This is a genomic window from Proteiniborus sp. DW1, assembly GCF_900095305.1.
In the GTDB taxonomy this organism is placed as follows: domain Bacteria; phylum Bacillota; class Clostridia; order Tissierellales; family Proteiniboraceae; genus Proteiniborus.
In genome coordinates this window covers 37790-59808 of sequence record NZ_FMDO01000014.1, presented here as the reverse complement: position 1 = coordinate 59808, position 22019 = coordinate 37790, and the positions used below count along the sequence as shown (strand labels likewise).

26 protein-coding genes are annotated in these 22019 nt (G+C 31.3%); 5 read left to right on the top strand and 21 right to left on the bottom strand.

What is annotated here, in order from left to right; genetic code table 11:
- Positions 1-307 precede the first annotated feature (307 nt).
- The 6 genes from DW1_RS04070 to DW1_RS04050 form a co-directional block, all read right to left on the bottom strand.
- Positions 308-511, bottom strand: coding sequence for a hypothetical protein (locus DW1_RS04070; RefSeq protein ID WP_074349366.1), 204 nt, complete (start codon positions 509-511; stop codon positions 308-310).
- 47 nt (positions 512-558) lie between these two features.
- Positions 559-792 (bottom strand): hypothetical protein, encoded by a 234-nt coding sequence (locus DW1_RS04065; RefSeq protein ID WP_074349365.1) that lies wholly within the window; start codon positions 790-792, stop codon positions 559-561.
- 14 nt (positions 793-806) lie between these two features.
- Entirely contained in the window at positions 807-959 is a 153-nt protein-coding gene (locus DW1_RS15445) for a hypothetical protein (protein WP_159433545.1), read from the bottom strand.
- Between the two features lie 63 nt (positions 960-1022).
- Complete coding sequence (locus DW1_RS04060) at positions 1023-1601, bottom strand: GNAT family N-acetyltransferase (protein ID WP_074349364.1); 579 nt, start codon at positions 1599-1601, stop codon at positions 1023-1025.
- Positions 1602-1657: 56 nt separating this feature from the next.
- On the bottom strand, positions 1658-2182 hold the full coding sequence (locus tag DW1_RS04055; protein WP_074349363.1) for a 2'-5' RNA ligase family protein: 525 nt from the start codon (positions 2180-2182) through the stop codon (positions 1658-1660).
- Between the two features lie 109 nt (positions 2183-2291).
- Positions 2292-2672, bottom strand: coding sequence for a nuclear transport factor 2-like protein (locus DW1_RS04050; RefSeq protein WP_074349362.1), 381 nt, complete (start codon positions 2670-2672; stop codon positions 2292-2294).
- Positions 2673-3047: 375 nt separating this feature from the next.
- On the opposite strand from DW1_RS04050, the gene DW1_RS04045 reads away from it, so the two are divergent.
- Entirely contained in the window at positions 3048-3827 is a 780-nt protein-coding gene (locus DW1_RS04045) for an ABC transporter ATP-binding protein (RefSeq protein ID WP_074349361.1), read from the top strand.
- Positions 3820-4644, top strand: coding sequence for an ABC transporter permease (locus DW1_RS04040; RefSeq protein WP_083605527.1), 825 nt, complete (start codon positions 3820-3822; stop codon positions 4642-4644). The genes DW1_RS04045 and DW1_RS04040 overlap by 8 nt, the downstream gene beginning before the upstream one ends.
- A gap of 148 nt (positions 4645-4792) precedes the next feature.
- Here DW1_RS04040 and DW1_RS04035 read toward each other — a convergent pair whose 3' ends face one another.
- The 12 genes from DW1_RS04035 to DW1_RS03990 all read right to left on the bottom strand — a co-directional run bounded on the left by DW1_RS04035 (position 4793) and on the right by DW1_RS03990 (position 14162).
- A complete protein-coding gene (locus tag DW1_RS04035; RefSeq protein ID WP_074349359.1) occupies positions 4793-4957 on the bottom strand; it encodes a zinc-ribbon domain-containing protein in 165 nt (54 codons plus the stop codon).
- Between the two features lie 167 nt (positions 4958-5124).
- Positions 5125-6057 (bottom strand): tetratricopeptide repeat protein, encoded by a 933-nt coding sequence (locus tag DW1_RS04030; protein ID WP_074349358.1) that lies wholly within the window; start codon positions 6055-6057, stop codon positions 5125-5127.
- 283 nt (positions 6058-6340) lie between these two features.
- Entirely contained in the window at positions 6341-7078 is a 738-nt protein-coding gene (locus tag DW1_RS04025; RefSeq protein WP_074349357.1) for a DUF3784 domain-containing protein, read from the bottom strand.
- A gap of 108 nt (positions 7079-7186) precedes the next feature.
- The gene (locus tag DW1_RS04020; protein WP_074349356.1) at positions 7187-7747 is read right to left on the bottom strand and encodes a histidine phosphatase family protein; all 561 of its coding nucleotides are present in this window, start codon (positions 7745-7747) and stop codon (positions 7187-7189) included.
- Positions 7744-8496, bottom strand: a complete 753-nt coding sequence (locus tag DW1_RS04015) for a lysoplasmalogenase family protein (RefSeq protein ID WP_074349355.1) — start codon at positions 8494-8496, stop codon at positions 7744-7746. The genes DW1_RS04020 and DW1_RS04015 overlap by 4 nt, the downstream gene beginning before the upstream one ends.
- A 34-nt stretch (positions 8497-8530) precedes the next feature.
- Positions 8531-9313 carry a sugar phosphate isomerase/epimerase family protein gene (locus DW1_RS04010; RefSeq protein ID WP_074349354.1) on the bottom strand — a complete coding sequence of 261 codons (783 nt, stop codon included), beginning with the start codon at positions 9311-9313 and terminating at the stop codon, positions 8531-8533.
- A gap of 164 nt (positions 9314-9477) precedes the next feature.
- A complete protein-coding gene (locus tag DW1_RS15250) occupies positions 9478-9714 on the bottom strand; it encodes a hypothetical protein (protein WP_143474352.1) in 237 nt (78 codons plus the stop codon).
- A 39-nt stretch (positions 9715-9753) separates the two neighbouring features.
- Positions 9754-9897, bottom strand: coding sequence for a hypothetical protein (locus tag DW1_RS15440; RefSeq protein WP_159433544.1), 144 nt, complete (start codon positions 9895-9897; stop codon positions 9754-9756).
- A 48-nt stretch (positions 9898-9945) separates the two neighbouring features.
- The gene (locus DW1_RS04005; RefSeq protein ID WP_074349353.1) at positions 9946-10737 is read right to left on the bottom strand and encodes a GNAT family N-acetyltransferase; all 792 of its coding nucleotides are present in this window, start codon (positions 10735-10737) and stop codon (positions 9946-9948) included.
- A gap of 117 nt (positions 10738-10854) precedes the next feature.
- Positions 10855-11121 (bottom strand): hypothetical protein, encoded by a 267-nt coding sequence (locus tag DW1_RS04000; RefSeq protein WP_074349352.1) that lies wholly within the window; start codon positions 11119-11121, stop codon positions 10855-10857.
- Positions 11122-11324: 203 nt separating this feature from the next.
- Complete coding sequence (locus tag DW1_RS03995) at positions 11325-12011, bottom strand: anaerobic ribonucleoside-triphosphate reductase activating protein (protein ID WP_074349351.1); 687 nt, start codon at positions 12009-12011, stop codon at positions 11325-11327.
- A 30-nt stretch (positions 12012-12041) separates the two neighbouring features.
- The gene (locus DW1_RS03990; protein WP_074349350.1) at positions 12042-14162 is read right to left on the bottom strand and encodes a ribonucleoside triphosphate reductase; all 2121 of its coding nucleotides are present in this window, start codon (positions 14160-14162) and stop codon (positions 12042-12044) included.
- 218 nt (positions 14163-14380) lie between these two features.
- On the opposite strand from DW1_RS03990, the gene DW1_RS03985 reads away from it, so the two are divergent.
- Positions 14381-14935, top strand: a complete 555-nt coding sequence (locus DW1_RS03985) for a hemerythrin domain-containing protein (protein WP_074349349.1) — start codon at positions 14381-14383, stop codon at positions 14933-14935.
- 99 nt (positions 14936-15034) lie between these two features.
- Here DW1_RS03985 and DW1_RS03980 read toward each other — a convergent pair whose 3' ends face one another.
- On the bottom strand, positions 15035-16477 hold the full coding sequence (locus tag DW1_RS03980; RefSeq protein ID WP_074349348.1) for a M28 family metallopeptidase: 1443 nt from the start codon (positions 16475-16477) through the stop codon (positions 15035-15037).
- Positions 16478-16765: 288 nt separating this feature from the next.
- On the opposite strand from DW1_RS03980, the gene DW1_RS03975 reads away from it, so the two are divergent.
- Positions 16766-18073, top strand: a complete 1308-nt coding sequence (locus DW1_RS03975; protein ID WP_074349347.1) for an alpha-L-fucosidase — start codon at positions 16766-16768, stop codon at positions 18071-18073.
- Between the two features lie 47 nt (positions 18074-18120).
- On the opposite strand, the gene DW1_RS03970 is transcribed toward DW1_RS03975, so the two are convergent.
- The gene (locus tag DW1_RS03970) at positions 18121-19482 is read right to left on the bottom strand and encodes an MATE family efflux transporter (protein ID WP_074349346.1); all 1362 of its coding nucleotides are present in this window, start codon (positions 19480-19482) and stop codon (positions 18121-18123) included.
- Positions 19483-19728: 246 nt separating this feature from the next.
- Between DW1_RS03970 and DW1_RS03965 the strand changes: the two genes are divergently transcribed.
- The gene (locus DW1_RS03965; RefSeq protein WP_074349345.1) at positions 19729-20619 is read left to right on the top strand and encodes a metallophosphoesterase; all 891 of its coding nucleotides are present in this window, start codon (positions 19729-19731) and stop codon (positions 20617-20619) included.
- Between the two features lie 52 nt (positions 20620-20671).
- On the opposite strand, the gene DW1_RS03960 is transcribed toward DW1_RS03965, so the two are convergent.
- Complete coding sequence (locus DW1_RS03960) at positions 20672-22018, bottom strand: sensor histidine kinase (protein WP_074349344.1); 1347 nt, start codon at positions 22016-22018, stop codon at positions 20672-20674.
- Between the last annotated feature and the right edge of the window lies 1 nt (position 22019).

The following is a 22019-nucleotide window of genomic DNA, read 5'->3' as shown; positions in this document are numbered from 1 at the left end:
ATCTTTGCCCGTATATTCATCTGTATTTAAATAACAGTATGATTCTGGAACACTTAAGATAAGTTCTCTCCATCAATCACAACGCGCCTTGGAGGCTTTTTCAAAACTCAGTTTTATATAGGGTCTCTATAAGAAAACTATTAGTGAACTTAAAGGACTGATTATATATACGATTTACTTGCATACACTCTTAGATATAGTTGGTCTCCCAACTGTTGGACGACCCTCTATGATGATCAAAGTTATATTTCATATTGCCCCTTCTTATACATAATGGTTTATATCCGCTGGTGCATTTGAAAATGATTCAGTTTTCTTTATTCTTCAATCTTTTTAATTTCAATCCAAATCCCATAAGCAGTGGTGGGATCAAAGTTTCAACAAGTGATATTATTGGAATATTGGGTAATTCGAAAATAAGTCTTAAGAATATAAAAGGAGTATGGTAAATGTTCATTACAATCCAGTAATCACCTAGTTCTTCTGGTATATTTGATGCTACTTTTGTCAAACTTTCACCAGTTATTGAGAATGTATACAGCCATAAAGCAATACCAACTATTGTAATAAGTGAGCCTGCGAAAAATCGTATTTTTTATTTGCACTAGTATCTAACAGCCTGCCTGCAAAGATATAAGCCAAAACAAGTATGAACACTATAAATAATCTACTTATAATATGAGTAGCATATTTACCGATTGTAGGACCTGATACAGCAAGAATTATAAAAAATATTATAGATAAAACTACAATAGCAAAATGCAGTAGCAATGCTTTTAAATTGTTTTTCATTTCTATCGCTCCTATTATAAGACTGCATATTCTTCTTTCAGCAATAAGTTAATTTCTTCTGAAATGTTATCTTTAAAGTAATCTCTGCCTTTTAAAAAACTTACATTATCATTTTTTATCTGTTCTAGATAAGACCTTAGCACTACTTGTTCATCTACAAGTGCCATTTATATCCCCCCTGATAGTTATTGTATAGATTATACCATATTTGTTATATAAGAACATGACTTCTATGAATTGCTTGTTTGGTTAGGCCAATCAATCACTCTCTTCCCAAGATATATATCAGGTTTCCCTAACCCGTTTGCATCTGGCATAACACCAATAATTTTAAATCCTAGTTTTAAATAGAATTCATATGGATGTCCTTTGAAATTCTTTATGTCTCTAATTCTATCTAGTAAATTATCGTATAGATCTACATTGGATAATGAAGTCATATTGTTTTCATCATCACTACCTGCTTGGATAGTTATTCCACCTCTTTGCCTTACCTGTTCTTCCAGATCCTTGACTAGTAGTCTTCCTATTCCTTTTCTCCTATGATTAATGTCAACTACTATTGGGTGTAGCTCCCATACATTTCCGTCATATTGACTTATGGCGCCAATCCATCCCAAAACGTTATCATTTTCATCTACAGCAATTCTGCATATTCTATCTTCACTTAAACACTCATTAACCTCTTCTAATGCAGCTCCTAGATCAGGCCATGCATTGGGCCAATTCTCTTTAAATCCTTCTACTAAAAGCTGAGCTGCTTGTTGAATATATTTGTCATCTTCTTTTTGTAATGTTTTAATCTTCATAAACTTACCTCCAAAAAAATGATTAGCATATGATTGCCTTTGACTTCATAGCTATACTACTTTAATTCTACTTCCATCTCTATAATAGAATCTTCATTCTCATCTATAACTTCTACACTGACCTTGTTCACCATAGTCTCAAAAGTATCTGCTACATCCTTTACTTCGAGAATCGCTAATTCATATTCTTCTTTACTATTTACTTTGCCTACTGTCATATGTGGATAATATTCACCATTTCTCAACCACTGTGGCAAATATGGCTCCAATATTCCTGTATAAAGTTTTTTATGAATGTTATATATTTCTTCTTTGCCAGTCTCAATATTGAGAAAAAGATAGTTACCAAAAGACTGTACTGGTGTAATACCTTTAAGCATTAGCTTAAATGGCTTTATCTCTGATAAAACATGTTCTATGTGTTCCTTTATTCCATCTCGAGATATATTACTAGAAAAAGGAAAAACAAGTGTAATATGAGGTCTAACATGACTTGCTAGTGGGTCATACTTCTCCCTTATTTCATCAATGACTTTCATATTTTTGAATTCTGGAAATATCATAATACATCTTTCTATCATGCTACTTTCATTCCTTTCAACTTCTTCAAGACACAAAAGATTGCTATAGGCACTACGGCCTGAAATCAAAAGATGACGAGAGGTCGTCAGAATATACTGAATAAAGCTATCATCTTATTGGCTTGCCAATTTTTTTATCCAATCTCCACTGCGATGCAACCCCATCGTCACCCCAATACTCATCAACACATAATATTTTATCATCTTGAAATTTGAAAAATGAAACTGCATGAAATGAATCACCGCTATCTGCATTCCAAACTCTTGTAATAGAAATCACTAAATCATCAATTATTTCTATTCTTTCTACATTACCACACCAGTCACCAGGATATTCACAATTAGCTATAATAAATTCCTCAACGGAAAATCTTTCATTTGTATTATGCCAATTGATTATAGCATTGGATAAAAAATAAGATTTTAAATTATCTGCATTTTGTGCAGCAACATCTTCCCAATATCTAGTTATAAACTCTTTCTTGTTCATACTTTACTCCCCTTTTCAAATAAATAATTTTTACTTTATACTTAATATCCCCAGCCAACAATCTCCCAATTTTTAGACTTATCGTCCCTTTTTGATATCTACATCCAATTAGTATAATTTACATGTGATAACGTCTTTCCCTCTATGTTTTTACATAATATAAATGATGTAGATTAACTATGGTATTAAAATAAAGTTTATTATAACTTCTATGTCATCCGTCCTTTTCCTTCTATTATTAATATCTTTTTACATAAAACTACAAACAATTGGTAGGAAATTAATTTATTTCTACTCCAATATACTTTCTCACAAACTTCACCTCTTCTGAATATTATGAAGTACGTAGATTTTTGATTTAAGGAGACGATATAGATGAAGGAACTAAAAGCGGTAGAAATCAAAAATATTAGCATGAATTACCATACTCTAGACGGTGAGACTGTAGCCATAAAAGACATAAGCCTTGATGTCTACAATGGTGAGATAATTGGAATAGTAGGTCCTAGCGGTTGTGGAAAATCCACATTATTGTCTATAGTAGCTGGGCTTATAAAGCCAACAAGAGGTAATGTCTATATAAATAATCAAGAAGTGAACGGTCCAAGTAAAGATATAGGTTATATGTTTCAAAGGGATCATCTATTTGAATGGAGAAATATTTTAGATAATGTGCTAATAGGATTGGAGATACAAGGTAAGGTCAATGAAGATACAATAAGGTTTGCTGAAAATCTTTTAGAAACTTATGGATTATCTGAATTCAAAAAACATTATCCAAATCAGCTATCTGGTGGTATGAGGCAAAGAGTTGCTCTCATAAGAACTTTAGCAGTTAAGCCAGATATACTACTTTTAGATGAACCATTCTCTGCTCTTGATTACCAGACAAGGCTAGCTATAGCAGATGAAATAGGAACCATACTAAAAAAGGAGAAGAAAACAGCCTTAATGGTGACACATGATATTGGAGAAGCAATCTCCATGTCTGACAGAATTATCATACTGTCTAATAGACCAGCAACTATAAAGGAAATAATTCCAATAAAGCTAAATTGTCCGAATGGTGTCAGGACACCTATGAAGTGTCGAGAGGCTCCTGAATTTAGGTATTACTTTAATAAGATATGGAAGGAGCTTGATGTGCATGTATAATGACAAATCAGTTTATAATAACATTGTTTCAAAAGAGCAACAAGCATATCTAAATAGAGTAAAAAAGAGAAAAAAGACAATACTAATAACTCAGGTATCCATACTGCTAATATCTATTCTGCTTTGGGAAATAGCGGCACAATTTAAATGGATAGATACCTTCTTTACTAGTTATCCTTCTAAGATAGTAGCATTGTTCATAAAATATGTGAAAAACGGTATGATCTTTGAACATATTGGTATTTCATTAATGGAAACCATTGTAGGTTTTATTGGAGGAACTGTCTTGGGCATTATTGTTGCAGTCCTATTATGGTGGTCAGACTTTATGGCAAAGGTTTTAGACCCATATATGGTAGTGCTAAATAGTCTACCCAAAACTGCATTAGCTCCTATAATAATACTTTGGGTAGGTGCTGGTTACTCTGGTATAGTGGTCACTGCCATTAGCGTCTCTATAGTCATAACCATTTTAAATGTTTATAACAGCTTTATAGAAGTTGACGAAGATAAGATTAAGATGCTAAAAACCTTTGGGGCTACTAAATTTCAAATACTGAAAAAGGTAGTTATTCCAGCCAGTGTTCCTGCTATGGTAAGTACTCTTAAAGTAAATATTGGAATGTCCTGGGTAGGAGTAATAGTGGGAGAGTATATCGTATCTAGAGCTGGTTTAGGATATCTACTAGTATATGGTGGGCAAGTGTTCCAATTAGATTTGGTAATGATGAGTGTAATAATTTTAGCTATACTCACCACATTTATGTATAAAATTGTTGCTATATTAGAAAATAAAATAATGAAGTGGAGACAATAAGTGGTTGCTAAATCTCTCATCACGTACAAGTCGCCTTTGTCTTAGTTTAATAAAAGCCCATTTTTTCTTACAATTTTAGGAAAATGGGCCTTTCTATCAAAAAATACTAAAGCTGTTGAATAATATTATCAACAGCTATTTCAGCAAATTAGTATCTAGAAGCTCTTTGACTCTTTTGTTGTTTTCTAGCATTTCTACATTCTGGACATCTTTTTGGTTCTTGAAATCCTTTTTCTGCGTAGAAATCTTGTTCTCTTTCTGTGAAATTAAAATCCTTTTCACAATCTTGACATACTAATTTCTTATCTGCCATTATATCTCACCTCCTAAATTAATGGTACCTTTATACATTTTTACACAAGACCACCAATTTAGGAGAGGGTTGTTTCAAATGGATAAAGTATTCTATTTACTAGTAAAGTATACCACTTTATTAGCATCAAATCAATATTCTAATTTATTTTAATAACAATAAATCTCCTATTCTTCTAGTAAAAAACTATATTTTTCATTCTCTCTTATGACAGCAAGATCCTTATCAGTTTTGACCATATATCCAAAATCCGGATATAGCTCTTTTGCTTTTATCAGGTCTTCAATTGCTATGTCAATGTTGCCTAAGTTTATGTTGCAACAAGCCCTATTGTAGTATAGAAAGCCTGCATCAGGATTTTTTTCAATTCCTTCTGTAAGTATTTTAATAGCAGAATTATATTTCTTTTCTTCTATATATATAGCAGAAATATTCAAGTAAGAGTATGGATACCCACTATAAGCCTCTATTGATAGATTATAATATTCTATTGCTTCTTCTATCTTTCCTAAATGTTTTAAAACTACCCCCATATTAAAAAGAGATTTATAATAATCGTTCTCTATATTTATACTTTCCTTAATCATGTAATAAGCCTTATCATATTCCTTTATTTCTTCATAAATAGAGCCTAAATTATTATATGCAATATAGTCATCTGGTGTTAACTCTATTACTTTTTTATAGTATTTTATCGCTTTTTCTTTATCACCCTTTTCATCATAAATATTCGCAATATAAAAGTAAGCTCTGTCATACTCTGGCTCCAACTCCGTTGCCTTAAAATAATATTTTAAAGCAGTATCCTTCTGACCTCTTTCATCATATATTATAGCTATTCCATAATATGCCCCTGCTTCATTTGGGTTTATTTTTATGATGCTATTATAGGTTTCGAATGCCTTTTCCTTTAATCCAAGTTCATCATATAAAATAGCTATATTAAATAAAATATCTATAGTTTCATACTTATCTCCTTCAAATTCTAATGCTTTTTTAAAAAACTTCAATGCTTTTTCCTTATTATCTTCATCAAAGAAATTCTCTGCTAAAATCATATAATTATTTCTACGATCTATCTTTTTATATTTCTGTCTCATTAATTTATGCACCTCTACTTTATTGTCAATAGGTATTGTCTATCATAAGTAAAATCTTAGTCACATAATTATATTATTATACAAATTGGTTTTAGACAATATAATTACAAATTTGTAGAATTTTCCTGTACTTACTTTAATTCTTATAAAATATTTGTCCTTAGCAAGTTTGTAATTTTAGTAATGACTTAAAAGCAATTTTGCTTTTATCTATTATCAGAACTTTTTCGTTCTAAAAAACTATAATGACCAGTATATCCCTACTGGTCATTAGCTATAAATATTATAATGATGTCATTATAATATTATACAGCTCCTGTGTCTTTTCACTATTATTATAGTTTATTATTACAAAGCTTTTTTTAAGCCTTAAAAATACATATGGGGGTTTTCCGTTATTTATATATAGCCTTCCTTTCCCAACACTCTCAAGGTTAAAATATCCTCTTAAAATATCTCCAAAATCAAAGCCATTATCCTTTCTTAACACCTGTGGAATTGAATCTAGCAATACTACTTCCACAATATCATATGTACGGATTGTAGATGCATACATGCCACCAATCTTAACTTTCTCATTCTCTACAGTAACCTTAGGCTCCCGAGTTCCATATCCAATGAAAACAAACATAAAAATAAAGATTATCGATATAAATACTATAGTAAAACCTATAATAAGCTTTGTGCTTTTTTTCATGCTTCCATCAGGCTTTAATGAATTTTTATCGTATTTTTGAGACTTTATCATTACATATGGAGTTAGAATAAATATTGGAGCTATTATCAATATTGTTCCTATAGTTTTAAAACTTGTAGAAATTAAAGCTCCTCCTATAATAAAAGTTCCACCTATCATAAACATGTAATTTCCCATAAGCCTGCCTAAAGATTCTGTATCAACATTTTTTCTTTTTTCCTTTGACATAGTATTATAACCAGCTATGAGCCAATAACACTTAAAATACCTAACTAATACCCCTGATACTATACACAAAATTCCTATGAAGATAATTAAATACACTACAATCCCCCCTTGCTCAAAAGAATTTGGCGAGAACTTCTTACCATATCATACCATAAAGCAGCATTATGTTAAAAGAATAACAATAGTTTTGCAAAGCTGAAAATATCATAAAATAAACTCTTTCATTTCCGTAGCTTTATCTCCCTCAAAATTAATATATACTATATGAGGCATTAGGGGTTTTATTCTTTCAAACTCACTATAATCAAAATTCTTATCATAATAATTTATAATAGTACTAAGAGCAGTTCCATGAGTACCTATGACTATATTTTCTCTGGGATTTTCCTTAATTATTTTAAGCAATGCTGCTATGTTTCTTTTTTGTACCTCATTTAGACTCTCACCACGTTCTAGCTTGTAATCAAAGTTATTCCATTGTTCCTTGGCAAAAGTATTAAAATCCTCTATCCATACATCATCTATTTTTCTTTCTCTAAAGTCTTCTATAATATTTATATCCAAATTTGATTTATCAGCAAAATCCTTTACTGTGTCATAGGTTCGCTTGTATGGGCTTGAAAATATTTTAGTAATACCTCTGTCTAACAAAAACTCAGTTACTTTCTTACTATCAACAATACCTTTCTCAGTAAGAGGACGTAATAAATCATCCTGTACTGATAAGTCTGGCTGTGCATGTCTTACAAAATATATTTTTGTCATAATGTATCTCCTGTTCTATATTTTTTAGATAATTGTTTAAAATCGTATCCACTTAATGAAAGTAGCACTTGAGAAGGGAGATAGAAAAGCCACATTAATGATGCAGAAGTATTATATAAAAGGCTAATTATACTGCTAGATTTACTAATTAATTTAGAAATATTAAAAAAAACTACATTTATATCACATAACAGGAAAAGCACCATTCCCCAAGTAATTAGGTATTCATTTGGATATGGGAATAATTTATACCTACACACCTTTATAGCCTTTAGAACACTGTTTAATATGGATACCGCATAAAACAGGGCTACTGCATATATTAGTTCAATTTTCGTAATGAAATAGTTCATCATTAAGTAGGTAACTGTAATAATTAGAAAAAAGGCTGTGAACTTTATCATACCAATTTTAATCTCGCATCTATTGTATCTAATATAATAAATTATATGAACAACTGAAAAAATCCCTACTCCCAAAACAAGATACTCTGTAAATAGAAGCAAAAAATCTGCCATTAATGTAATAAATAGTCCCAACTGAAGCAATAATTTATCAGTCTTGTCGAGATACCTACTTCCTGTCAATAATGATATTAAAAAGCACATAACTATAGATGTATATTTAATTACGTTTGATGAAATAGATATCTCTATTAGAGATAGATCAATAAATAAAAAGGTGATATATAATATACAGATAATTACTAACAATATCTTTACAACTGATATTCTATCACCTAGCAACATTTAATCAATCCTCACCTGAAATCAAATAGTCTGGTTATCTATAATCAGCCATTTTACTTAATGATTCTTTTAAAGCTTCACAAGTTTTTACCTCTATTAACACTGTTATATTATTTTCCTTAGCAAATTTAAGTCTTTCATCAATAGGTACAATTCCAGTATATAATGGCTGATGGTCTAATATGCCATTAAAATCATGAAGATGCATATGCTTGATTCTACTGGCATGTTTCATTAGAATTGGTTCTTCTTTAAAGTTCACCATGGCATCATGCCCTACATCCCAAGTTAAATAGAGATTTTCAAATTCTGTTAGCATATCAAGTGCTCTTTGTATGAATGGGATATGAAAATTAGAAGTATTTTCAATACATAGTATAACCCCATGCAAATTAGCATAATCATTTAATTCAGAAAAAGAGTTAAATAGCTGTTCTTTAAACTGGTCTTCATATTTTTCGTTAACCCAATGTCTTTTATTAGGTAAAGTAGTGTAATTCCCATTATTTATATGCATATTAGCTATTTTAATTTCTGCTTTATTCATCCATTCTATCAGTTCTTTACAACGGTCTAAATGTCCTTTTCTGATTGCTGGGTGAAAAGATGACAAATCAATTTCTTCAGGAAAATGAAATGTAAAGTCAACTCCATACTCACTTTTGGCATCTAATATTTCCATATGGCTTAAACATTCTGGCATGAAAACAGGATAGTTGAAATTAAGCTCTATAAAGTCTAAACCTAACCCCTTACAAAGCATTATATTTTCCTCTAGACTGTTAAATTCAATTAATGCTGGCATTCCAAGCTTCATTTTTTTCCCTCCTGCCTATAGCTAACTATAACTCCTAGCCTACATCCCCTTATGAGTTCTAAATTCTATAACTTTATAGCCTCTAGAGCCACTCTACATGGATAAAGCTCAGCTGTCATTGACCCTGCCTAAAACAACAGGATCATTTACTTTTAGTACTACTCTTAAAAAATTAAGTTTTTTCTTTCTCCATAATTCCACTTCAATACATAAAACCTATCCCAAAGCCTTTGATGAAAACGAAAGAATATCTCCTCTGTTAAAGACGTTTGGATTATAGCTTTTAACAAAAAAATAACAATAATGTTAATTCTCATTTTTTGCCCACTTATAGCTTTATCATAAAGCATTTCAGGTGTAATATATCCTAAGTATTGAAATAGAATAAGTGGCCCAACCATAATAGCTAGAGATGCTATAAAAACAACTATGGCACTTTGTCACCAATCTCTATTTCTTGGAAGATATAATCCAATCCATTTAAAGAAACCAATCTTTTTTCTACTGAACATAAGGTAAGAAAGATATGTTATTGTAAAAACAAGTAGAACTTGAACTCCAATTGATGCTACAACATCTTCCATAAACTTTTTCCTCCTTAGATACTAATAAAAAATCTTTATGAATAAAATCTAACTCTTCCGAAGCAACCACCATACATCATTTCCATAAAATCCACAGCTTCTATATAATCTTTCTGGATTTGTCTCATTATCCACTTCCCCTGAAACTGTAGTAAACTCTACTCTTCCTTTTAGCCTATTTAGCAGTTCAAGTACTAGTACTTTTCCTAGTCCTTTGCCTTGATATTCTGGAAGTACTTGAATCCATTCAAGCGAGCCTTCTGGAACACTACTATCAAATTCAGCTATGCCTAAAGCTGCTGGAATATTCTTTTGTTTGTCCATAATCCATATCCAAAGGCTATTATCAAACACTCTATAGGTTGTCCAACTTTTAACTGTCTCAGGACTTGGATGTAAGTTCTTATAGCACCTTCCAATAAAATCTGAAATCTCACTAAATTCTTCCTCAACATTTGCTTGCTTGATATAAAAATCCTCTGACAAACTATAGGGTAAAATTTTCTTATTATCATGTTTAATACGAAAATATGGCTCAACTTGGCTATAGTCATGAATATCCAACTTCTTAAAGTAATCATCATGTATTATCATGAATTTAGACTCTTCCATAATAAGCTGTAAAGACTGATTAACTTCTCTACTTTTGTTCCAAAGTATATATACTCCCTTTTGCTCTAATCCCTTAATCTCCAAAATTTCATCATCTATACATGTATGTGAACATTGGAGGTTATTTAATCTATCATAGGTTTTCCATAATGCATTTGGAAGAACCTTGCAGGGGTCCTTTATATACAAATTTCTTAACAAAATTTCAAATTCATTATTAACTGTCATATAACTTCTCCTTTCTACTTGTTAATAAACAAACACATGTATTAAACAAAACTATAGCCTACGTTAGTCATTTTTATAATTTCTTTTCAGTAACTACCAAACTATCTATTACCATACCTAAATCAAATTAACAACTCCATTAACTAGCATTATCTCTAATACAATAGTTACAACACACAGAAAAATAAATACACCAAACTTAAATTCAGCAAATTTGTCCTTACAATATTCTCCTCTAAAAAGCGAAAAAATATCAGGTGTTAAAGTATACTTAAGAGAGCTATGAAAATCATCTTCATTGTTAAAAATAAACCTAAAATAAACTCTAAATAAATGTAAATTTAACCATATTAGCAAAAAAACAATAATTATTAGAGACCACATACATCTCTCCCTCCTCCTGATAAATATCAAAAATATTAAATTCTCATGTGATTTATAACAGGTTTTTAATGCCTTTACAGAAATTATATTCCATACCTACATAATTTACAATATAACTAATTGTAAAATACATATAATAAAAGCCATATTGCATAATCTATATGGCAACATGGCTTTTATTCCTTTCTGTATCCATAATTTTATTAGTTACGTATCTTAAATACTCCGAAATAGTTCTTAATTTGCTTTTCAATTTCTATTAACATTTTTTTTGAATACGGGGTGAATTTATTTTCTCCACCTAAAACAGTGTCTCCATCTCTAAAGTTTTGCAAATAATATCTTCTGCTTCCCTTTAGGTACTCTGCAATTTTCAGAATGTCCTCTTTCGTTAATAGCTCTCGACATATAGTGGTTCTAAACTCATAATCAATATATGAATTTTTTAGTATATCGATGCTTTCAATTACTCTTTCTATAGCAAAGTCAGCATTTGCTACAGTATTATATTTGTCTATTGGAGCCTTTATATCCATAGCTACATAATCCACTAGTTCATCTGCTACAAGTTTATTCAGTGTATATGGGCTAGTTCCGTTAGTATCTAACTTTACTAAATAGCCTTTAGTCTTTACCTTTTCTATAAAATCATATAATCCATCATGAAGGGTTGGCTCTCCCCCAGATATACATACTGCATCTAACACTTTCTTTCTTTTCTCAAGGTAATCAAATATAAAGTCTTCTGTTATTTTTTCACCTTTATTATAAACAAGGTCAGAGTTATGGCAATAGCTGCATCTAAAGTTACAGCCACCTGTAAAAAACACTGTACTTATCTTATCAGGATAATCTATAAATGATGATTTTTGGTGTCCCTTAAATTCCATACTCTTTTCCTCTCTATTATGAAACTTTTGTTATATCGCAGCTTTTGCAGTATTAATACTTGCATTTAGGCTTTCTTCTGTATCAAACTCTAACCTGTCCTTATATTCTTCCTTTTTACCTTTATTCCAAGATTGAACAGGTCTATGGAACCCAACTACTCTAGTCCAAACTTCTGTATCTTTTCCACACTCTGGACAAGTAAATTGCTCTCCTTTTAGATATCCATGTTCCGGACATATACTATAGGTTGGTGTAATAGTTAAATATGGTATTCTGCTGTTTTCAAAAGCTCTTTTCAGCAGTAACTTAACTGTTTCAGTACTTTCAATCTCTTCGCCTATAAAGCCGTGTAACACAGTTCCTCCCGTATATAGTGTCTGAAGCTTATCCTGATGCTCTATTGCTTCAAATATATCTTTAGTGTGACCTACAGGTAACTGAGTAGAGTTAGTATAATATGGCTCATCTGTTCCCTGTGTAAATATTCTAGGGTACATTTTCTTGTCCATCCTAGCAAATCTGTAAGCAGCTCCTTCAGCTGGAGATGCTTCAAGATTCCAAAGACTTCCTGTTTCCTCTTGGAATATTTGGATTACTCTGTTCATGAATTCCATTACATCTATAGCAAGTTCTCTACCTTCCTCCGTAGTGATATCTTTACCAAGTAAATTGACACATGCTTCATTCATTCCATTTAAGCCTATGGTACTGAAGTGATTCTTGAAATATTCTCCATGTGCATCTTTTACTGATTGGAGATAAAACTTTGAATATGGATAAAGCCCTGCATCCATATATCTTTCAAGCACCTTACGTTTTGTTTCACATATTTCCTTGGAAATCTCCATTAGTTCTCTAACTCTTCTCTTAAATTCTTCTACTGATTGGGCTAGATAGCCTATACGTCCCATGTTCAGAGTAACCACATTTATAGAGCCTGTAAGAGGATTAGCTCCAAATAATCCTCCTCCTCTTCGTCTAAGTTCTCTATTATCAAGTCTCAGTCTGCAGCACATACTCCTAACATCCTCTGGACTTAAGTCACTGTTTATAAAATTTGCAAAATATGGAGTGCCAAACTTCCTCGTCATCTCCATAATGGAATTAACCACTTCTGAATTCCAAGGAAAATCCTTAGTTATGTTAATTGTAGGTATTGGGAAGCTAAAGCTCCTACCTGCTCCATCTCCTTCCATCATTACCTCACAATAAGCCTTATTAAACATATCCATTTCCTTCTGAAATTCTCCATAAGTTTTATCTCTTCTTTTTCCTCCGATAATAACTTCCATATTCTTAATCATTGGATGCGGCGTAATATCTAAGGTTATATTAGTAAAAGGAGTTTGAAAACCAACCCTCGTAGGTATATTTAAGTTGAAAACAAAGCTCCTAACTGCTCTCTTTACTTCGTCATAGCTTAATTTATCATAATAAATAAATGGCGCAACATATGTATCTAAGGAACTAACAGCTTGAGCCCCTGCCGCCTCCCCTTGAAGCGTATATAACCAGTTAACTATCTGACCTAAGAATGATTGTAAGTGACTTGCAGGTGAAGATTCTATTTTGCTGCTAGCGCCTTTAAAACCATGTAAAAGAAGAGCTTCTAAGTCCCAACCACAGCAATAAGGTGCTAATAATCCTAAATCATGAATATGCAAATCTCCTTTTATATGTGGGTCTCTTAATTCTTTTCTATATATTTTATTAAGCCAGTATTTTTTAGTTATAGATTCAACAATATGATTATTTAAGCCCTGTAAGCTAAATCCCATATTAGCATTTTCATTGATTCTCCAGTCATCAAGTGACACATATTCATCAATTAAAGTCTCAGCATCCATAAAAAGATTTCTAGCTTCCCTTAATTCTTCATGTTTTTTTCTATACAATATGTAAGCCTTTGCAGTTTTGGCATGACCCTCTTCAATTAGAACCTTTTCAACTATATCTTGAATATCTTCCACAGTTGGTATACTTGCACCATGAGCCTCTGTTAGTATATTTACTACTATTTTAGAAAGTCTCTCTGCAGTTTCTCTATTATCTCCACCTACTGATTTAGCTGCTGCAAAAATGGCATTTTCAATTTTTTTTACATCAAAATCGACAATATCTCCGTTTCTTTTCTGTATCCTAGTAATCAAGGCATTACCCCCTTATATTGTGGTTGTAAGGTTATTAATACATATATATTGTATATAACTATATAATATTATAGATTATACTAGATATATTTACAACTTATCTCGCCAACTTTTTATGTTTTTTTATTTTTAAGACAAAAGCACTACTGATTATAAAATAGTGTTTATTATTCTTTTTTGTGGATAATAATAAGGTAAAGACTGTTTGAGGTGATGCTATGAACACAATACAAATATTAGTAAATGAACATGATAATATTAAGAAAGTACTTAAAGTAATTAGAAAAATATGTGTAGCTATTGTAGAGGGAAAAGAAATTCCACATGATGATTTAGTTTCTATAATTGATTTTATAAGAAATTATGCAGATAAGTACCACCATGGAAAAGAAGAGGATATGTTGTTTAAAGATATGGAATCTGAGCTAACTGATAAAATAGGTAATGGGCCAGTCCAAGGGATGCTTATCGAGCATGATTGGGGAAGAGGCTTTGTTAGAGACCTAGAGGTTGCTTTAAAAGCATATAAAGAAGGCAGCAATGATGTTAAGGTTGATGTAATTGCAAATGCTATGGGTTATGCAAATCTACTAGAAAAACATATATTTAAAGAAGATAATATGCTTTTTAAATACGCAGAGAGAAATCTAAAGAAAGAAACTATGAATAAGCTAGATAGACAATTTAAAGAATATGAAGAAAATAATGAACATATTCAAACTAAGGAAAAGTATATTAGATTAGTAGAAGAACTAGAGAAAAAGTACATGTAAATAAGTTGTCATCCTAGGTGTAGTGAATATCCCCCATCCCCCTTCACTGACGCATTGGATGACAACTTTTTTGTCTCAATCCTAGATTAAGCTACTATGTTAAAAAGCATTTTTATCAATATAATATAGTACAAGCTTAGTTATTTCAGTAATTCGCTTTTCATCTACCTTATCTATTGTATCCTCAGGAGTATGATATCCATTTTTCAAATCCATATTGATTAAGCATAAAACGTCTATTCCCTTTGTTCCAAAAGGATAATGATCACTTCCCTGTCCTGCATCTTGGACACAATCTATTTTTAACGCCTTTGAATACCTATAAAATTCTTCTCTCAGCTTTATATTAGTACTATCAAAGCTCAGTAGTGTAAGAGGCATTTCTGTTTTTGAGCCTACCATATCTAAATTAATCATAACTGTCCTATCTTTGTTCAGTGGATATATCGGGTTATTGACATAATGGTAAGAGCCATATATACCCTCTTCTTCTCCATTAAATGCAATAAATAAAATCGATTTTTTAGGTTTGTAATTTCCTTCTTTTAGAATCCTGGCTATTTCCATCATTACAGCTGTACCTGAAGCATTGTCTAATGCTCCTGGATTATATGTACCATTTTTGTTATCTCCTGCATGGTCAAAATGGGCCCCTATAATAATAAACTCTTCTTTAAGAACCTTATCTTTCCCTTCTATATATCCTATTACATTTGCAGAAGTTACATTTTCTATTGCATAGTCCGCCTTCATACTTATCTCTAACCCAGCATTAGAAGCTTTAACTAACTCGTTAAACACTGTCACATTGCAGTTAAAGAGCAAGGGTTGCCCTTCTTCAAACTTGGCTGTTGGTTGGGCGTTAGGTCCCACCACAAAACTACCATACATATGATTAGGATTATCGATATCAACTTCTATAATCATTCCACCAATTTTACTGTTTCCTGATAGTACCTTGTTAATTAGTTTTCTATTTCCCTCACTAGCTAAAATATTTCTTGGTACAAGAAGTACCTTCCCATCATAAGATTCAATATCCTTCATGATATTTTCTGTATTATCTACAACTATACCTTTTCCCTTTAACTCACCTTTAATGCTCAATGAAGGAACTCCTGTATTTACAGAAAACTCTTTTATATATTCAAAGTCTTTTTCAACTTCACCTTTTTCATTTAATATTTGTAGCTTTGGAGCACTATACGTAAATCTAACATTATGGTCAAAATGCTGTAGGTATGTGTCTAAAACACCTGGGTAATCAAGCTTGATTTTTTTAAAATAGTTGGCAATGTAATGGGTAGCAAGCTCATTTCCTTTAGTTCCTGCAAGTCTTCCTTTATATTTTTCTGAGGTCAATTCTTCAATTATTTTCATAATATTTTTAGAATCTAAATCTTTTTCTCTAATATTCTCAAAAGCAGTATTCTGGATTAGTTCACTATTATTGACTTTGCCAAATGTAGCGCATCCAGTTAAAAATAAAGAAACAATAAGTACAGTACTAATCATAAAAGTTAGTTTTCTATTAGTCCTCACCTTAACACCCCCATATATAATTATATACATAATAATACAAATTATTGTCAAAAAAACAAATAGAAATAAAACTCAATCGAAACTTAATAAACTAAGGTGATTTTACTAAAACTCATAAAGTTAATCTCTCGATAATAATCATTATATAATAGAGCTTGCCTATCTTTAAGTAAACAAGCTTAAAAAATTAGTAAAGTCAGCTATGGACACTCAATAAAGCTTTATATATACTAGTAAATAAGAAAAGAGCTTAAGATAGATTCGGATATAATCACAGGAGGAATTAAAATGGACCTAGTAAAAGAAAGAAATAAAAGAACAGCTTGGTTTCTTAAAGATAGGTTTGGAATGTTTATTCACTGGGGACTTTACTCAATCCCAGCACGGGGAGAATGGGTCATGACTAATGAAAAAATGTCAAAGGAAGAATATATGCAATATTTCGAAGAATTTGACCCAATATTCTACGATCCTAAGTACTGGGCTAAAGTCGCAAAAAACTCTGGAATGAAATATGCTGTCATGACAGCCAAACACCATGATGGTTTTTGCCTGTTTGATAGTAAGCTTACAGATTATAAATCTACTAATACTAAAGCTAGAAGAGACTTAATAAAAGAATATGTAGATGCTTTTAGAACAGAAGGCCTTAAAGTTGGCTTATATTATTCTATTATAGATTGGCACCATGATGACTTCCCTCATTATGGAGATAGACACCATCCTATGAGAGACAACGAGAAGTACAAAGACGTAAAACATAACTTTGAAAGGTATCTAGAATACATGCATGGACAAGTTCGAGAGCTTTGCACCAACTACGGTAAAATAGACATACTTTGGTTCGACTTCTCCTATGATGATATGACTGGCGAGAAGTGGAAAGCTACCAAACTAATAAATATGGTGAGAGAATTACAACCTGACGTCATAATAGATAATAGATTAGAAGCAAGTGGCGAAAACTCAGGAAGTATCATGACCAATAATCCTAATTTTTACGCTGGAGACTTTGCATCACCTGAACAAATAATACCTCCAGAAGGAATAGTAGATGAAAATGGAAATCCAGTTCCTTGGGAAGCTTGTATTACTATGAACAATCATTGGGGGTACTCATCAGAAGATAAGAATTTTAAATCTCCTAAGATGATTATTAGAAAGCTGGTAGAATGTGTTAGTAAAAACGGAAACCTACTATTAAATATTGGGCCTAATGCAAAGGGTGAAATTCCTGAGGAATCTCTGCGCATCTTAGAAGCTATAGATAAATGGATGAAGCAAAATGGAAACAGTATATATAATTGTGGAAAATCAATGCTACCAAAACCTGAATGGGGTTATTTCACCCAAAACCAAAATAAGCTCTATGCCCATATATTTGATGGTAGTATAGGACCTTTAGGCATTCAAGGACTAAATGGTAAGGTTAAAAAAGCCAGATTGCTTTCTGACGGTTCTGAATTAAAGTTAATTAAACCTTGGAATACTATGGATTACAATGATTATATCTTTATAAATTTTGGTAAGCCTGAACATCTTACTCATCCTCTACCAGATGATATAGATACTGTTGTAGAATTTGAATTATTATAAATATAATAAAGGGTCAGATAACATTCTGACCCATCTATATTCTCATCCTACATATGTTCAACAACATTTCTAACCCATTTATTTGAAAGCAATCTAGGTATTCCAATGGCTGCCTTAACAACCTCTTCTAGAGTAACTAAAGCCACTACCCAATAAACCGGAATTTTCAAAACTAAGGCACCTAAAAATGATAATGGCACTCCTACAAGCCACACTGAACCCATCTCTAGGAACATAGAAAACCTAGTATCTCCACCACTTCTAAAAATACCAACTATTAATAAACCATTCACTATCTTTATACTCAATGAAAGAGAAATAACTATGAGCATCTTAGTTGTATAGTCATAAACTTCTGCTGAAACATTGCCAAACAAGGTCATAATGGCTGGAGTTGAAACGAATAATATAACTCCTAAAACTATCCCTAGTAATGGCCCGATTATAATAAAAGTCCTAGCATATGATATTGATTTTTCTTTATTTCCTGCTCCAATTTCATTACCAATCATAACAGCACATGCACTTGACAATCCTCTAGATAATACTAAGAATATATTTTGAACAGTATTAGATATCTGAACAGCAGATGTTGCTTCCTTTCCCATTCTTGCATAGGCTACTGAATACATTACAGTTCCTAATGACCAGAAAAACTCATTTATTATAACAGGAGCTGCAGTCTTAAAATACTTCACTACAAAGTCTTTAGATACATCTACTAGCTCATTTATCTTTGCAGCTAAAGCATTCTTGCTATGGTAAGTTATATATAAAACTGAAACTAATTCAACAATCCTAGCCAACACAGTAGCAAGTGCTGCTCCTTCTATTCCCATCTTAGGAAAGCCAAACTTACCAAATATAAGCAAATAGTTAAATGTAGCATTTACTAATAAAGAAACTATACTTATAAACATAGGAATTTTAGCCTGTCCAATACTTCTTAGGGCTGTATTAAATGCAAAGCTTATAGATGTTATTAAGTAACTGAATCCTATAATTTTTAGATATTTTACTCCTAATTCCACTACATCCTGTTCATGAGTAAATATATGCATAAGAGTCTCTGGAATAAAAAGAGCACCTATTGTAAAGATAATACTCACAATTCCACATATTATTATTGCTAATCCAAGGATTCTTCTTATATTTTTAATATCTTTTTTCCCCCAGAATTGAGCTATAAAAATTGATGATCCACTATTTACCCCAAACAATATTAGTGAAAAAAAGAAAAAAACTTGATTTGCTAGACCAGCAGCTGCTATATTAGCATCACCAAGTCTTGTTATCATCAATGTATCTAGCATGTTAATAGAAGACATGACAAGATTTTGTAATGTAATAGGAATCGCAATATTAGCTAAGGATTTATAAAATTTTTTGTCTTTAAGTACAAGTTGCATGATATCTCTCCATCCTACATAGATTATTGTCGATTAAAATATATTCTAGCATAAGGAACTATCTACTTCAATAAGCTATAAAAAATTATCCATAGAAAGTAAAGTCTGATCAATAAAAAAACATAAATTGTCTCCAAATTAGCAGGGTAAAAACTCCTGCTTTTTTTCGTCTTAATCGTTCCTCATCTATCAAACTTGGAATATATTGTAATACGAGTTATGTTAGTTCCTTGCGGAGGTAATGCTATGGATATTTTAAATCGTGTAACAAAAGTTTATCACACATCTAAGGAAATTAGCTTTGATGATTCTTCAAGGATAATTTTGATGAGTGATTGTCATAGAGGAGACGGAAGCTGGGCAGATGATTTTTCAAAAAATGAAAACATTTATTCTGCAGCTCTTAACTATTATTTCGAAAATGGATATACCTATATAGAGCTAGGGGATGGAGATGAACTTTGGGAAAATAGAAACTTTGATAGAATTGTTGAAGCTCATATTGATGTATTTAAAGTTCTATCTAATTTCCATAAAGAAGATAGATTATACTTCATTTATGGGAACCATGACATAGTAAAAAGAAACGAAAAGTTTGTGATGAAAAATCTATATAAATACTTTGATGAACTCGAGAATATATACAAACCCTTATTCCCTAATATCAAAGTTTACGAAGGCTTAGTGCTTAAGTATAAAGTCACAAATGATAAAATACTATTAACTCATGGCCATCAAGTAGATTTTCTAAACTATGATTTATGGAGATTAGCTAGATTTTTAGTTAGATATCTGTGGAGGCCTCTAGAATTGTTTGGGGCAAATGGTCTTATGAGAACAGCCAAAAACCATAAAAAAAAGGATTTAGTAGCAAAAAGACTTAGTGAGTGGGTAGTGAAGGAAAAACACATGCTTATTACAGGCCATAATCATAGACCTATGTATCCAAGGTTAAATGAGCCTCCATACTTTAACAGTGGAAGCTGTGTCCATCCTAACTGTATAACCGGTATTGAAATAGCAGACGGGAAGATCATGCTTATAAAATGGTGTACCAAGACAAAAGATGATGGCACTTTGTTTATTAGAAGAGATATCCTAGCAGGACCAAGGAAAATAAAAGAACTCTTTAATTAACTTGTCCAAAAAATTACGCATACTTAATGAATATAAACCACCAGTAATTCATTTATTTATCTGGTGGTTTATCGTTATCTGCTTTACAACATTCTAGAGGTAAAGCTATGTGAACAGCAAAAGTGTTTTCTTTATTTTCTATCTTTAAAAGCCCATTGTATTGCCCTACAATTCTTTTTATATTTTTCAATCCAAAACCATGGTTTTCTTTGTCCTCTTTAGTTGTAAATCTATCCTCTAGAAAATCTGCTCCTATGCTTACTGCATTTGACTTAGAATTTAATGTTTCAATAACCAAATAGTCACTTTTTACTTTAATCACTAGCTCAATAAATGGGCTATCTATATTGGGATTCATACATGCCTCAATTGCATTATCTAAAAGATTACCTATAATTATTGATAAGTCTACATATTCAAAAATAAGATTTTTAGGCAGTTGAGCCTCTAAGTTCATTTTTATATTTTCTCTTAGTATCTTGTCTCTTTTCATATTTATTAGTGCTGTAAGCACAGGATGACCAACATCAACAATTTTATTAGCGATGGAAACATCTTCTGCTAATCCTAAAATATATTTTTTCGCTTCCTCAAATTTATTAAGATAAATTAACCCATATAATGTACTTACATGATTATTAAAGTCATGTCTTTGTGCACGAATGTTTTGCAAAACATCTTCCATATTCTTGATATAAAAATTCTGATTTTCATATTCCTTAATTTTTATCTTCATAAACTCTTCTTGTTGCTCTTGCTTTACCATCTTTTTTGTAAATATATAGATTAGCCAGCTAAACAAAATAACGCACATTGTAAGTGTAAAGAAAACAATATAATCTATATAAGAGCTAATCTTTATGTACCTATAAAGTATAAATGCCATATAAATAATAATTGAATTAAATAAAAATATAAAAGCTATTGGCCGACTTCCTTCATACTGAAAATACGAGAAAAAAGAAGTTTTACTAATCCAGCAATGTGTAATAAGGAAAAAGCTACCTTTGGATATAATAATAGCTAATATTTTATATATATTCAACTCTAAAACTAATAATGGGGTCAGTTTAAAAATATAAATTATTAGATTAGCCGTGACTAATTCTAATGTAAACATGAATATCATGCCTATAAGTAAAGCAATAAAAATACTTAAGAATTCTTCATTAAAAATCAGTTTAAAAATAAAACTCATTGAAGTTAAAATCAATATAAATCCTGCAATATTAGCTAGTCCCAAAAAATTATTAACAAGAGTATTAAATAATACAATTACAGAAAGCCAAAAAAAGATAGACGTATTTTTGTTTTTTTCTCCTCTAAAGGCGACTATTAGATAATAAAACAGCAAATTCACATCAATTATGTTTGTTATAAGATTGGCGATAATATCCATT